The sequence below is a fragment of the Amycolatopsis alba DSM 44262 genome (assembly GCF_000384215.1).
Taxonomy (GTDB): Bacteria; Actinomycetota; Actinomycetes; order Mycobacteriales; family Pseudonocardiaceae; genus Amycolatopsis; species Amycolatopsis alba.
Genome location: NZ_KB913032.1, coordinates 8,952,413 through 8,966,396, shown reverse-complemented (window position 1 = coordinate 8,966,396; position 13,984 = coordinate 8,952,413). Strand labels below are relative to the sequence as shown.

At 69.9% G+C, this 13,984-nt stretch carries 13 protein-coding genes; 8 read left to right on the top strand and 5 right to left on the bottom strand.

From position 1 onward, the window contains the following. Nucleotides 1-41: 41 nt before the first annotated feature. The gene (locus tag AMYAL_RS0141190) at nucleotides 42-368 is read left to right on the top strand and encodes a YnfA family protein (protein WP_020637161.1); all 327 of its coding nucleotides are present in this window, start codon (nucleotides 42-44) and stop codon (nucleotides 366-368) included. A gap of 42 nt (nucleotides 369-410) precedes the next feature. Then, nucleotides 411-1,211: a signal peptidase I gene (gene lepB, locus AMYAL_RS48965; protein WP_143268017.1), complete on the top strand. Its 801-nt coding sequence runs from the start codon at nucleotides 411-413 to the stop codon at nucleotides 1,209-1,211. Here lepB and AMYAL_RS0141180 read toward each other — a convergent pair. After that, on the bottom strand, nucleotides 1,123-3,099 hold the full coding sequence (locus AMYAL_RS0141180; RefSeq protein ID WP_020637159.1) for an ABC1 kinase family protein: 1,977 nt from the start codon (nucleotides 3,097-3,099) through the stop codon (nucleotides 1,123-1,125). The two genes, lepB and AMYAL_RS0141180, sit on opposite strands and share 89 nt — an antisense overlap. 13 nt (nucleotides 3,100-3,112) lie before the next feature. Further along, nucleotides 3,113-4,330 (bottom strand): MFS transporter, encoded by a 1,218-nt coding sequence (locus AMYAL_RS0141175; RefSeq protein WP_020637158.1) that lies wholly within the window; start codon nucleotides 4,328-4,330, stop codon nucleotides 3,113-3,115. An 89-nt stretch (nucleotides 4,331-4,419) separates the two neighbouring features. Here AMYAL_RS0141175 and AMYAL_RS0141170 point away from each other — a divergent pair, with 89 nt between their 5' ends. Genes AMYAL_RS0141170 through AMYAL_RS0141155 form a run of 4 tightly spaced genes read left to right on the top strand, consistent with a single transcriptional unit; the run spans nucleotide 4,420 to nucleotide 7,935 of the window. Next, entirely contained in the window at nucleotides 4,420-4,989 is a 570-nt protein-coding gene (locus AMYAL_RS0141170; protein ID WP_020637157.1) for a TetR/AcrR family transcriptional regulator, read from the top strand. Nucleotides 4,990-4,998: 9 nt separating this feature from the next. Then, nucleotides 4,999-6,228: a sensor histidine kinase gene (locus tag AMYAL_RS0141165; RefSeq protein WP_020637156.1), complete on the top strand. Its 1,230-nt coding sequence runs from the start codon at nucleotides 4,999-5,001 to the stop codon at nucleotides 6,226-6,228. Further along, the gene (locus AMYAL_RS0141160) at nucleotides 6,225-6,878 is read left to right on the top strand and encodes a response regulator (RefSeq protein ID WP_020637155.1); all 654 of its coding nucleotides are present in this window, start codon (nucleotides 6,225-6,227) and stop codon (nucleotides 6,876-6,878) included. Before AMYAL_RS0141165 ends, AMYAL_RS0141160 begins: the two co-directional genes overlap by 4 nt. Before the next feature lie 19 nt (nucleotides 6,879-6,897). Further along, on the top strand, nucleotides 6,898-7,935 hold the full coding sequence (locus AMYAL_RS0141155; protein WP_093976726.1) for a serine hydrolase: 1,038 nt from the start codon (nucleotides 6,898-6,900) through the stop codon (nucleotides 7,933-7,935). Nucleotides 7,936-8,165: 230 nt separating this feature from the next. On the opposite strand, the gene cysC is transcribed toward AMYAL_RS0141155, so the two are convergent. Together cysC and cysD are read right to left on the bottom strand one after the other, a co-directional pair. After that, entirely contained in the window at nucleotides 8,166-10,001 is a 1,836-nt protein-coding gene (cysC, locus tag AMYAL_RS0141150; protein WP_020637153.1) for an adenylyl-sulfate kinase, read from the bottom strand. Beyond that, complete coding sequence (gene cysD, locus AMYAL_RS0141145) at nucleotides 10,001-10,909, bottom strand: sulfate adenylyltransferase subunit CysD (RefSeq protein ID WP_020637152.1); 909 nt, start codon at nucleotides 10,907-10,909, stop codon at nucleotides 10,001-10,003. The genes cysC and cysD overlap by 1 nt, the downstream gene beginning before the upstream one ends. A 77-nt stretch (nucleotides 10,910-10,986) precedes the next feature. Here cysD and AMYAL_RS0141140 point away from each other — a divergent pair, with 77 nt between their 5' ends. After that, on the top strand, nucleotides 10,987-11,469 hold the full coding sequence (locus AMYAL_RS0141140; RefSeq protein WP_020637151.1) for a nuclear transport factor 2 family protein: 483 nt from the start codon (nucleotides 10,987-10,989) through the stop codon (nucleotides 11,467-11,469). Here AMYAL_RS0141140 and AMYAL_RS0141135 read toward each other — a convergent pair. After that, complete coding sequence (locus tag AMYAL_RS0141135) at nucleotides 11,429-12,409, bottom strand: Lrp/AsnC family transcriptional regulator (RefSeq protein ID WP_020637150.1); 981 nt, start codon at nucleotides 12,407-12,409, stop codon at nucleotides 11,429-11,431. The two genes, AMYAL_RS0141140 and AMYAL_RS0141135, sit on opposite strands and share 41 nt — an antisense overlap. 117 nt (nucleotides 12,410-12,526) lie before the next feature. Between AMYAL_RS0141135 and AMYAL_RS0141130 the strand changes: the two genes are divergently transcribed. Continuing rightward, entirely contained in the window at nucleotides 12,527-13,957 is a 1,431-nt protein-coding gene (locus AMYAL_RS0141130) for an FAD-dependent monooxygenase (protein WP_020637149.1), read from the top strand. The last annotated feature ends 27 nt before the right edge of the window (nucleotides 13,958-13,984 follow it).

The following is a 13,984-nucleotide window of genomic DNA, read 5'->3' as shown; positions in this document are numbered from 1 at the left end:
CCTATAACGTGGGGCGAGGGGCGATCTGGTTGGGTGGCGGCATGATCCGCTCCATCGCGCTCTTCGCGCTCGCGGCCCTGCTGGAGATCGGCGGCGCCTGGCTGATCTGGCAAGGCGTCCGGGAACACCGCGGCTACCTCTGGATCGGCGCGGGTGTCGTCGCGCTGGGTCTCTACGGCTTCGTCGCGACACTGCAGCCTGACGCGAACTTCGGCCGTATCCTCGCCGCGTACGGCGGAGTGTTCGTCGCGGGTTCGCTGGCGTGGGGGATGGTCGCCGACGGCTACCGGCCGGACCGCTACGACGTCATCGGGGCCTTGATCTGCCTCGCCGGGGTCGGGGTCATCATGTACGCGCCCCGAGGTTGAGCGTTCGCCGGAAACCGTCGGACCCCGGCGCTACTGTGCGCTGTGACCGAAACGGATTTCCCCGCTCCGCCCGCGGACAGACCTGGGCCGAAGCGAAGATTTTCCCCGCTCCTGCTGGTGATGATCCTGGTGGCGATCGTCGGCCTGGGCACCGGCGGATACGGGTTCTGGACCCTGATGAGCTATCGCATGATGAACGTCGTCGGGGTGACGATGAGTCCCGCGATCCCGCTCGGCTCGGTCTTGGTGTACCGCTGGGCCGACGTGCCCGAGATCCCGCGCGGCGCGGTGGTCCTCGTCGATCTGAGCGCGTATCCGGGTACCTCCGCCGAGGAGGGCATGGCCGTTCAGCGGGTGATCGGCGTCGGTGGTGATCACGTCGTCTGCTGCACGAACGACAACCTGATCACCGTGGACGGGAAGCCCGTCAAAGAGACCTACACCGATGACGACAACGGGTACGGGCGCAAGGAATACCGGCCGTTCGACGTCGAGGTTCCGCCGGGAACGGTCTATCTCGCCGGCGACCGGCGAAACAATTCCGCCGATTCGCGGATCTACGCGGACAAGCCCGGTAAAGGCGCTGTCCCCTTGTCCAAGGTGCGCGGGGTCGTCGTCGGCTCGGGCAGTCTCCTGAACGCCGTTCCCTCGCCGCAGACCACCGCTTTCGTCGAGGCTGGTCTTCCAGGGGACCCGTTGTCCGACACCGGATTCCGTACCGCGCGGATCCTCATGGTCACCGGGGCGGGCCTCGTCATGATCGGTTTCCTCGGGGCGATCGCGAGCGTTGTCCGGTCCGCCGGAAAACGACGAAAAGCAGCCGCAATCCCACCAGTGCGCTGACCACCAGCAGGTTGTAGCCGAACATCTGGTGCAGCGTGACACCCGCCAGCACCTCCGGGCCGGTCGCGCTGCCCAGCAGCAGCACCGCCATCAGCCCGGTGGCCGCCCCGACGAACGCCAGCAGGAGTTCGTGCACCAGCCCGGTGACCACGTCGCGGTCGCGTTCGTCGGAGAACAGCCGGACGTTGACCGAAAGCCTGCCCTGCTCCAGCGCGTCGCCGATCCGGTCGACGCGGCGGGGCAGGCGGCGCAGCACCGGCAGGAGCGCCAGCAGTTCGTTGGTGGCCGTGGAGCGCAGCGATTCCGGGCGCAATCCGGCACCTACCTGCTCGGCGGCGTAGGCGCGGGATTCGACGACGATGTTGAATCCCGGCGCCAGTGCGCCCAGCGTCCCCTCCAAGGTGGCCAGCGCGCGGAACACCGCCGCGATCGGCGGGGGCACGCTGAGCCGGAAGTCGGCGATCACCCGGAACAGATCGGTGAACATGTCCAGATCCGGTGCCTGTCCGTGGTTGAAATGCTTGGCCACCAAGGCACCCAGTGCCCGCTCCAGCCGCCGCTCCTCGATCTCGTCCGGCCGGTCGACGATCTCCAGCAGGCCGTCGCGCAACGCGGCCGGGTCGCCGCGGTCGAGGGCGAGGATGAGGTTCTGCAGCCCGCCGCGCAGGCTCGCGTCGAGCCGCCCGACGGAGCCGAAGTCGAGCAAGCCCAGCCTGCCGTCGGCGAGCAGAAGGACGTTGCCGGGATGCGGGTCGGCGTGGAAGACGCCGCTGCCCATCACCTGGCCGAGTACGCAGCGCAGCATCGACCGGGCGAGGCCCGCCCGTTCCGCGGCCGGGACCTGTTCCTTGGCGGCGGCGAGCGGTTTGCCGTCGAGGCGCCGCATCACCAGGACGCGTTCGGTGGACAGTGCTTTGTGGACGGTCGGAAGGGCGACCTCGGTGCCGGTGTAGGCGGCGGCGACCGCTTCGATGTTCCTGGCCTCGGTGCGGAAGTCGAGCTCTTCGACCAGCGCGTCGGCGAAGCCTTCGGCGAGGTCGACGACGCCGAGCGAACGTGCCCAGTCCGCGCGCTGGTCCAGCGCGGCCGCGACCCGGCGGACGATGTCGAGGTCCCTCTCGACCAGCGCCTGCACGCCGGGCCGCTGCACCTTGACGACGACGTCCTGCCCGTCGCGCAGTTTCGCGCGGTAGACCTGCGCGATCGACGCGGCCGCGATCGGCTCCGGATCGAATTCGGCGAAGATCTCGTCCGGGTCGCCACCCAGTTCCTCCTTCAGCACCGTGGCCACCTCGTCGGCGTCGGCGAAGGCGACCTGGTCCTGGAGTTTGCTCAGTTCGTCGACGAACACCGGCGGGAGCAGATCGGACCGCGTCGAGAGCAGCTGCCCGAGTTTCACGAACGTCACGCCGCCCTCTTCCAGCGCGCGGCGCAGCGAGCGCGCCAGTTTGGCGTGCCGGACCTGGGCGAGACCGGGTTCGCGGCGGCCGGTGAGGTACCGGCCGAGGCCGTGCTTGATCGCGATCCGGGTGATCTGCGAGTACCGCCGTGTCCGGGCCGCGCGGCGGCGTAGCGACCGGATCCGGCCGATCAGCCCGAGGCCGGACCCGGAGGGCAGGGCGAGTTCCGCGACGAACAGGAAGATCAGGGTCACCAGGAACGCGCCGCCCGCCACCGGGATGATCAGCCCGGCGAAGGCGCCGCCCGCGTACATCGCGTGGGGGAACGCGCTGAGGATGCCGCCCGCGGCCAGCCAGCCGAAGCCGGCGGCGCAGAACGCGCGGACCACGCCGATCCGCACGCCCAGCACGCGGCGGGCGGCGACCACGAGCGGCCACAGCATCAGCGCGTAGACGGGCAGGGTGAGCAGGCCGAGCAGCAGGTTCATGCCGATGAGGACATCACGCGCAGCCCGCGCGGGATTCCCGCTCCGGCGGGACGGTACTCACCCTTGAGAGGGAACGGACCCCGAAGTTGTACGTCGTGGTCGCTTCCTTGGGCGCGAACAGGACACCGAGGACGGCGATCGCCGCGGCCGCGAGGAAGCCGGCCCGGAGATCGATCAGGTCACCGAGAAGGCCGACGAGCGGTGCTCCGGCCGCCTGTCCGAGCGCCAGCATCAGGAAAGCCAGGCCGACACCGAACGCGGGCGCCGTCGGGTAAGCCCTGGTGCCCCAGAGGATCAGCACGCCGGTCAGTCCGATGTAGACGGCCCCGAAAAGCGCCGCCGCGATGAGGAGCGCGGGGAGCGACCGGGTGGCGAGGGCGAAGAGCGCGGTCGCGACGGCGAACAGGACCATCCCCGCCGACCACGCCCGGCGAAGCCCGGCCCGCGAGGTCAGCTCGGCGGTGAACGCGCCTGCCAGGCCGACCGCGCCGAGGACGATCCACACCACCGTCGACTCCGTCTCGCCGAGCCCGCCGACGCTCACCGCGATGTCCCGGCCGAACGTCCAGATCGCGGCGCTGGCCAGGCCGAGCGTCGCGGCGGCGGGCAGCAGCCGTCCGGTGGCGGGCGGGAACAGCGGCACCGGCAGCCCGCGCGAGCGGTCGTCCTTGACCGGCGGCACGACCCGCGCGATCCACAGTGTCACCAGCGCCGAGGCCGCCGCGAAAGCCCACCAGGCCAGGCGCCAGCCGCCGATCGCGAGCAGGGACACCGGTCCCGAGATCAGCACGCCGAGACCGGTGCCCGCGTTCACCACGGACTGGGCGCGGTCGCGGCGGGTCACCCGGACGACCCGTGAGACCGCGTCCGCTAGGGAGGGGGAGGCCAGGCCCGTGCTGGCTCCCGCGAGGACGACACCGAGCGCCAGGGCGGCGGCGTTCGGCGCGGCCGCGATCAGGGCGGTTCCCGCGGTGGCGGACGTCCCCGCGGCGAGCGCGCCTGCCCGCGCGCCCCATCGGGCCGTGACGGCGGTCGAGGCGGCGACGGCCAGGCAGTACGCGACGTAACTTCCCGCCGCGATGGCACCGAGGGTGCCGCCGTCGAGGTCGAACTCCGTCCGGAGGGTCGGCGCGAAGAGCCCGTACGCGTACCTCGCGAGTCCGTAGGTGACCGCGATCAGCGACAACCCGGCCGCGGTGAGCGTCCACTCGCGTTTGTGCGAAGAAACCATCAACCCTCCTTCATATGTATACCGATCGGTATACTCGGGGAGTGTTCCCGCATTTCGCGCTCAGGTCAACCGATCGGTATAGTCAGGGCATGCTGACTCCAGCCGGCGAGCGTGTCCTGGCGGCCGCGACCGAGCTCTTCTACCGGGAGGGCCTGAACGCGGTGGGCGTCGCGGCCGTGGCCGAGGCCGCCGGCGTCACGAAAAAGACGCTGTACGCGTGCTTCGGGTCGAAGTCGGAGCTCACGGTCGCGTACCTGCGGCGCCGGCACGACGTCTGGTGGGCGTACCTCGAAGAGCGGCTGGCCGAAGCCGATCCGCCACGGGCGCTCGTGGTCTTCGACGCCTACATCGACCATCCGGGGCTGGGGAGCGACAGGGGTTGCGCGTTCCTCAACGCGGCCGCCGAACTGCCCGCCGGACATCCAGGGTTCGACGTCATCCGGCGGCACAAGGAGGCGGTCCGGGCGAAGTTCGCCGAACTCCTCCGCGAGGACGCCCCCGGCGCGGCCGATCCGGAGCGGCTCGCGGAACAGCTCTTCCTCCTGCTGGAAGGGGCCGTCGCGCATACCGGCATCGACGGGGACACGCACCGGGTCACCCTGGCGAGGGAGATCGCGGAGATACTGATGAGGGATCCGCGCGAAGTCGGCACACGCTAGAAAGAGCGCATGCGACTTTTCGGCCCGCTCGTCGACCGGGCGACCTACCGGCGGTGGGTGTACTTCATCCTCGGTGGCGCCCTCAGCGTGCCGTACCTGCTTTTCGCCGCCATCGTGGTGCCGTCGCTGCTGCCGCTCGTCGTGACGATGGGACGCGGGGTCGTCATCGGGATGATCACCGTGGTCCTGGTGGTGATCGCGTCTTCGTTCCTCCCCGCCGTCCGGGTGCTGGAGGGCGCGGCCGTCCGGGAACTGCTGGACGATCCGGTGCCGGGGGTGACGTTCGGGCCCGCGGGGAGCTGGCCCGTCCGGCTGCGGTCGAGCGCGATGTTCCTGCTGCACGTGTGCACCGGCTGCGTCGTCAGCCTGGTGAGCCTGTTCGTCCCGGTCGGCTTCGGGTTCACGATCGCGGCACCGTTCACCGGCCGGATCGCACTGTCCACCGAGGACCCGATCGTGGTGCCGAAGGGCTGGGCGAGCGCCTGGATCCCGGTGGCGTTCCTGCTCGGTCTCGTCGTGCTGGCGTACGTCGTCTGGGCGGCGGGCGCGGTGCTGACCCGCTGCGCCCGCAGCCTGCTGGGGATCTCGGCCGCCGAACGGATCGCGCAGCTGGAGAAGCGCACCGAACAACTCGCCGAACGCAACCGGCTCGCACGGGAACTGCACGACTCGGTCGGCCACGCGCTGAGCGTCGTGACCATCCAGGCCGGGGCCGCGCGCCGCACACTGCGGTCCGACCCGGACTTCACCGAGCAGGCGCTCACCGCGATCGAGGACTCGGCCCGCGCCGCGCTGGACGATCTCGACCATGTACTCGGGCTGCTGCGGGACGAGGCTTCGGCACGGACACCGCAATCCGGGCTGGCGGAGCTGTCCGCGCTGGTCGAGGCCACCCGGCTGGCCGGAGCCGAGGTGACGGCGGAGGTGCGGGGCGAACCGTCGTCGGTGCCGCCGGTCGTTTCCCGCGAGGCGTACCGGATCCTGCAGGAATGCCTGACGAACGCGTTGCGGCACGCCGGTAAGGTGCCGGTGACGGTGCTCGTCGACGCCGCCCCGGACCTGTTGCTGCTGCGGGTGGCCAACCCGCTCGGCGCCGCGGCGCCGTCACGGGACGGGGGCGGCCGGGGGCTGCGGGGAATGACGGAACGGGTGGAAGTGCTCGGGGGCACGATCACCGCGGGCCGCGCGGACGGATTCTGGAAGGTCGAGGTGGCGGTGCCATGGGGGAAACGGCGATGAGCATCAGGGTGCTGCTGGTCGACGACGAACAGCTCATCCGGGCGGGACTGCGGGCGATCGTCGCCTCCGAGCCCGATCTGGAGGTCGTGGGCGAGGCGGCCGACGGCGCCGAGGTGCCGGGGCTGGTCTCGCGGTTCCGGCCCGACGTCGTGCTGATGGACGTCCGGATGCCTTCGGTCGACGGGATCCGCGCGACCACGCACCTGATGGCCACTCTCGCCGACCCGCCGAAGGTGATCGTGGTGACCACGTTCGAGAACGACGACTACGTCTACGACGCCCTGCTCGCCGGTGCGAGTGGTTTCCTGCTGAAACGGGCCAGGCCCGAGGAGATCGTCGCGGCGATCCGGACGGTGGCGTCGGGGGAGTCCCTGCTGTTCCCGGCCGCGATCCGGCGGCTGGCCGCGCAGCAGGCGAGCCGGGGTGCGCAGGATGGTCTCGCCGACGCCGGGCTCACCGAACGCGAACGTGAGGTGCTGCGGCTGATGGCGGCCGGACTGTCCAATGTGGAGATCGCGGGCGAGCTGTACCTCGGCGTGCAGACGGTGAAGACGCATGTCGGGAACATCCTCGCGAAACTCGGCGCGAGGGACCGGACACAGGCGGTGATCAAGGCCTACGACACCGGATTCGTCACACCGGCGGGCTGAATGCGGTAGGGTCCGCGAGGTGGATACGAACGTCAACCGCCGTCGTGTGCTGGGGCTGGGAACGGTCGCCGCCGCGGGCGCGGTACTCGGGACAACGCAGCTCGCTCACGCCGCCGAAGAGTCCGGATCGGACACCCCCGCGGCCGACGCCTCGGCCGCCGCGCGCCGGATTTCCCAGGTCTACGCCAGGGAAACCGCGCAGGCGGGCGGCACCTGGTCGGCCCACATCAGCGTCGCGGACTCCGCCGGGAACCTGATCCCCGCCGTCTCCGAACGGGCCGACGAGGTGGTCGAGGCGTACAGCGTCAACAAGATCGCGGTCGCGACAGCGGTGCTCGACAAGATCGACCGCGGACTGCTCACTTTGGACCAGCGCGTCGACGTCACGGCCGACATCGTCATCAAGGACACCGACGGCATCTTCGCTCTCGACGGCGCATACCCGAGCTCGGTGACCCTCGGGCACGCGATGGCCGCGCTGCTGACGCTGTCCGACAACACCGCCGTCCGCCTGTGCGGGCTGGTCGTCCCCGCCGCGGAGGTCAACGAGATCCTGCGAGGCAAGGGATTCGTGCACACCCAGGTCGTCCCGGTGGCGAACCCGAACCGGTTCTTCCTCGGCAAGACGACCCCGGCCGAAACGCATACGCTGCTGCGGAAACTGGTCGAGGGGACGCTGCTTTCGGCGAAATCCACCGAGTACCTGCTGAACATCCTGCGTTCGCTGAGCGCGTTCACCGACGGGGTGCGCCTCGACCTGACTTCGGCCGAGCGGCTGCGGGTCGCCACGAAGGCGGGCTGGTTCAACGACGGCCGCAACGAGGCCGGGGTGATGTTCAGCGCGGACGGCAAACCGATCCTGACGTACTCGCTGTTCGCCTCCGGTGAGTTCGCGGGCGACGCGGCGGTCAACAAGGACAACTACGCCGCGACGCATCCGGCGTTGAAGGCGCGGACGAAGCTCGGGAAGACCATGTTCCGTTCGGTCGAGAAGCTGACGGCCACCACCGCGCGCACCTACGCGGCAGCTCCGTACCGGGCTTCCAACGGTGGCTGAGGTGTCGTAGTCGGCACCTCGCCGGCCGACGGCGCTCATGTCGCGAAAGCCACTTTCGGGACATCAGACGTCGCGAAAGTGGCTTTCGCGACAAGCCCCTAGTGGCACCGAGCCGCCTCGCCGGCCGACGTTGCGAAAGCCACTTTCGCAACGTTGAAGGTTGCGAAAGTGGCTTTCGCAACGTGCCTCGTCCCTCACCAGGCCACCGCGTCAGGTGATGTGGGAAGGGCTCAAACCTGGTCGAGGGCGGCGAGGATCAGCGCGGCCATCGTGGCCGGATCCCCGTTTTCCGGGCGCAGCACCAGATCCGGGCTCTCCGGCTGCTCGTAAGGAGCGTCCACCCCGGTGAACCCGCTGATCTCGCCCGCCCTCGCCTTCGCGTACATCCCCTTGGGGTCGCGGTCTTCGCAGACTTCGAGCGGGGTGTCGACGAAGACTTCGAGGAACGGCAGCCCGGCCGCCTCGTGCGCGGCGCGGGCGAGTTCGCGGTCCGCCTGGTACGGGCTGATCAGGGAGACCACCGACACCACGCCGGCGTCGGCGAACAGCTTCGCGACTTCCGCGACCCGGCGGACGTTCTCGGCGCGGTCGACGGGGCTGAAGCCGAGGTTCCCGTTCAGCCCGTGCCGGAGATTGTCGCCGTCCAGCAGATACGCGGGCCTGCCGGACGCGACCAGCCGCCGCTCCAGTTCCACGGCGACACTCGACTTCCCGGACGCGGAAAGCCCGGTCAGCCAGACGGTGAGCCCGCGGGTCGGGCGTTCCGTCCTGGTGACCGCGGCCGTATGCCAGACGACGTTCGACGCCGTCACGCTCGGACCGGTGATCATGCCCGCCGCGACCGTCGCCCCGGAATGCTCGTCGACCAGGAGGAATCCGCCGGTGGACCGGTTGCGGCGGTAAGGATCGAACAGCAACGGCTGCCGGGCGCGCAGCCGGATCCGGCCGATCTCGTTGAGGGACAACGACTTCGCGGTCTCGTCGCGGTGCAGGGTGGTGACGTCGAGCCGGTAGTCCAGGTCGCGGATCTCGGCCTTGATCTCCCTGGTGGTGTGCCGGACGAGGTAGTTCGCGCCGGGTTTCAGCGAGTCCTGTTCGGCGAACCAGCAGACCATCGCGTCGACGTCGCCGCTGGTGTGCGGGCGGTTCCCCGGACGGCAGATCAGATCGCCGCGGCCGAGGTCGAGTTCGTCGGCGAGTTCGATCGTGACGGCCTGCGAGGCGAAGGCTTCGGTGATCGTGGTGCCGCCCGGTCCCCAGATCGCGCGCACCGTCGTGGTGAAACCGGACGGCAGCACGGTGACCTCGTCGCCGGGTTTGAACACCCCGCCCGCGACGGTGCCCGCGTAGCCGCGGAAATCGCGGCTGTGCTCCCGGATCACGTACTGCACCGGGAACCGCGCGTCGATGAGGTTGCGATCCGAGGCCACGTGCACCTGTTCGAGGTGGTGCAGCAGGGAAGTGCCCTCGTACCAAGGCATGTCGGCGCCCCGGTGCACGACGTTGTCGCCGTGCAGTGCCGACATCGGGATGAAGGTCAGGTCGTGGACCTGGAGTTTCATGGCGAAGCGGCGGAAGTCCTCGCGGATCTCCTCGAAGCGCTCTTGTGACCAGCCGACCAGGTCCATCTTGTTGACGCACAACACCAAATGCGGGATGCCCAGCAGACTCGCCAGGAACGCGTGCCGCCGCGACTGTTCGAGCACGCCTTTGCGGGCGTCGATCAGGATCAGCGCGAGATCCGCCGTGGACGCCCCGGTGACCATGTTCCGGGTGTACTGCACGTGTCCCGGCGTGTCGGCGATGATGAACTTCCGCCGCGGCGTCGCGAAGTACCGGTGAGCGACGTCGATCGTGATGCCCTGCTCGCGTTCGGCGCGCAGGCCGTCGGTCAGCAGCGCGAGGTTCGGATACGCCTCGCCGCGGTCGCGGCTGGTGCGTTCGATGGCTTCGAGCTGATCGGTGAACACCGTCTTCGAATCGAACAGCAGGCGGCCGATCAGGGTCGACTTCCCGTCGTCGACGCTGCCCGCGGTCGCGAGCCGGACCAGCTGTGAAGCACCCATCAGAAGTAGCCTTCCTTCTTCCGGTCTTCCATGCCCGCTTCGGAGATCCGGTCGTCGGCGCGGGTGGCGCCGCGTTCGGTGAGCCTGCTGACCGCCACTTCGGAGACCACTTCGCTAGGTGATGTCGCCGTCGACTCGACGCAGCCGGTGCAGGTCGCGTCACCGACGGTCCGGAAGCGGACCGTTGCCTCGTAAGGACTTTCGTCGTCGTTCAGGGTGAGGAAGCGAGTGTGCGCGAGCAGCATCCCGTCCCGCTGGACGACCGGGCGCCGGTGCGAGTAGTAGATCGACGGCAGGTCGACGGCCTCGGCCTCGATGTACTGCCAGATGTCGAGTTCGGTCCAGTTCGACAGCGGGAAGACGCGGATGTGCTCGCCCTTGCGGTGCCTGCCGTTGTAGAGGTCCCAGAGTTCCGGCCGCTGATTGCGCGGATCCCATTGGCCGAATTCGTCGCGGAAGCTGAACACGCGCTCCTTGGCGCGGGCTTTCTCCTCGTCGCGCCGGGCGCCGCCGAAGAGCGCGTCGAAGGAATGCTCGCGGATCCCGCGCAGCAGGGCGGCGGTCTGGAGGCGGTTGCGGCCCGCCTTCGGGTCCTCGACGACCCGGCCCGCGTCGATGTCGTCCTGGACGCTGGTGACGACGAGCCGGAGCCCGTACGTGCCGACCGTGCGGTCCCGGAACTCGATGACTTCGTCGAAGTTGTGCCCGGTGTCGACGTGCATCACCGGGAACGGTGGTGGCGACGGCCAGAACGCCTTGGCCGCCAGGTGGAGCATCACCATCGAGTCCTTGCCGCCGGAGAACAGCAGCACCGGCCGCTCGAAGGTCGCCGCGACCTCCCGGAAGATGTGCACGGCTTCGGCTTCGAGTGCTTCGAGATGGGTGAGCTCGTAGGTCGGCGACGCCATCGTGACCCCCGTGGTTGGAGATCAGAAAAGTAGAACAGGTTCTTGTGCTTGGTCAAGGGGAGGAGGACGCTGTCGGCATGGACCTGGCCGCGCTCGAAGAGATCCGACGCCTCAAAGCCCGCTACCTCCGGTGCCTCGACCTCAAGCTGTGGGACGAGATGGCCGGGACCCTGACGGCCGACGCGCACGCGCGTTTCGGCACGCCGTCCTACGGCGAACCCCTGGACTTCGAAGGACGTGACGCGATCATCGGATTCTTCCGGAACGCCGTCGGGCCCGGCGTCATCACGGTGCACTTCGCCGGGCAGCCGGAGATCGACGTCGACGGCGGCACCGCGACGGGGACGTGGCTGATGCGGGACAAGGTGATCGTGCCCGAGCACCGGGTGGTGATCGAGGGCGCGGCGTACTACGAGGACACCTACCGGCGGGTGGACGGCGCGTGGCTGACCGCGTCGACCCAGTACGACCGGCTGTACGAAACGATGATGTCGATGGACGACGTGCCGAGCCTGAAACTCACCGCGAACCGCTGGTCCGGTGATTCGCGGCCTGCTTGACGGTCCTGATCACCGGCGCGGTCTCGACGTGGGTGATGGCCGGCAGCATGGCCACACGGGTGGTCAGATACCGGTACAACTCCCGATGGTTCGCGCACAGCACGCTCGCGTAGAGGTTCGTGGGCCCGGTCGTGGCGGCGGCGAACGCGACCTCCGGATGCCCGGCCAGCGCCATGCCCGCCTCCTCCAGGGACGCCGGGGCGACCGAAAGCCAGAGCAGCGTCCGAGGGCCGAAGCCGAACAGGCCGCCGTCGATGTCGATGTCCAGGTAGAGCACCCCGCGCTCACGGAGCTCGGTCATCCTGCGCCGGACCGTCGTCGGTGCCCAGCCGGTCACCTTGGCCAGCCGCTCCACCTCGGCCCGGCCGTCGTCGGCGAGCGCGGCCAGGAGCGCGCGGTCCCCGTCGTCGAGCCGCACAGGTCCCGGCCGGTGCGGCACCGGGGGCGGGCGCAGCCGCGCGATGGCTTCTTCGTCGAGTGACCCGAGCTTGGCGACCAGGTTGTCCGGGCCGCCGTAGAACGAGTGCAGCACGGAGTGCGCGGTGACCCCCTCGACGCGAGGGGTGCGCGGGAGCTTGGCCAGCAGCAGCGCCTCGCTGTCGGCCTCGCTCTCGGTGCGGATCGTGCAGGTGATCTCCGTGCCTCCCGAGGTGATGCTCACCCAGGCCGTGTCGGTGCGCCGGGCCAGTGCCTCGGCGACCGGGACCGACGCCGCGGGGGCGCAGCGCACCCGCAGGAACCACTGCACCGCGCCCAGCGCCGCCGGGTCGACCCCACCGAGCACCCGCACCGCGCCCAGCGACCGCAACCGGGCGTACCGGCGGGCGATGGTGCGATCCGACACACCGAGAACCTCGGCGATCGCGCTGAACGGGGCCCTGCCGTTGATCTGCAGGGCATGCGCGAGGCGGCGATCCAGCTCGTCGTAGTCGGATTCCACCGGCCAGAGCGTATTGGGTGTCGGATAGCGACGCAATCGTGCTTGTTTCTGGCGTCGGCCGGATCGGCGGGCGGAGCGTTGCGGCCGTTCCGATCGACACGAACCAGGGGAGAACCCATGGAAACCGACGTGCTCGTCGTCGGCGCGGGCCCGACCGGCCTGACACTGGCCAACGAACTGCTGCTGGCGGAGGTGCCTGCCGTTCTGGCGGACAAACTGCCCCGGCGCAGCACTTTGCAGAAGGCGGGTGGCGTGCAGTCCCGCACACAGGAGGCCTTCGACCAGCGCGGTCTGCTGGAACCGTTGCTGGCAGGAGGAAATCATCCGGTCGGAACCGCGCACTTCGCCGGGATCACGCTTCCGCTCACCCTGGACAGGCACCGTCATCCGTGGCGGTCGATCCCGCAGGTGGAGATCGAGCGATTCCTCGAGAACCACCTCGCCGCACGAGACGTCCACGTGTGGCGCGACCACGAGCTGACCGGCATCGCCCAGGACAAGGGCGGGGTCACGGCGACCTTCGCGAACGGCAGGGTCGTCCGCTCGCGTTACCTGGTCGCGGCCGACGGCGGCCGCAGCACCGTCCGGTCGTTGCTGGGCGACGAGTTCCCCGGCAGGCCGGGCACGGTGACCCTGGTCGCCGCCGACGTCCGGTTGAGCGGCGAGCAGCCGAAGACGCACAACCGGAGCGAGGACGGGCACTGGGCGGCGGTGTTCCCGCTCGGCGCCGATCCGCAGGGCAGGCCGCTGCACCGGCTTTCGCTGGGCGGGCCGGGCCGGTCACTGCCGCGGGAAACCCCGATCACCGAGGACGAGATCCGCGACGGGCTACGTGCCGTCTTCGGTGACCGGGTACAGCTGGCCGAACTGTGCTACGCCCGTCGCATCACCAACGCGGCCCGGCAGGCCGCGCGGTACCGGCACGGGAGGGTGTTCCTGGCGGGGGACGCCGCCCACGTCCATCTCCCCATCGGCGCGCAGGGCATGAACACCGGGATCCAGGACGCGCTCAACCTGGGCTGGAAACTCGGTGCCGCGGTGCACGAGTGGGCGCCGGAGCACCTGCTCGACACCTACCACGCCGAACGTCATCCGGTCGCGGCCGCCGTGCTGCGCAACGTCCAGGCGCAGAGCCTGATGATGGATCACGAAGGCACCCGCGACCCGGATCTGATGGCCGCCAGGGACCTGTTCGCGGATCTGACCCGGCTGCGGGACGTGCAGTTCCGCCTCGACGACCTGCTGTCCGGGATGGGGATCCGCTACCCGATGCCGGACGCCGCGGGCCGGCCGCTCGTCGGCCTTCCCGCGCCGGACCAGGACCTCGGCCCGGTCCGCTCGCACGAGCTGCTGCGGCGCGGTCGCGGCGTCCTCATCGACCCCGCCGACCGGTTCGCCAAGGTCGCCGCCCGCTGGCAGAACCGGGTGGACCGCGTGGGCGGAGGCGCCGAACCGATGCTCATCCGGCCGGACGGCTACGTCTGCTGGGCAGGTGACCCGGACACCCTGGAATCAGCTCTCGGACACTGGTTCGGCGCCCCGTCCTGAGCACGCTGAGCAGGTCCGTGAAGGACT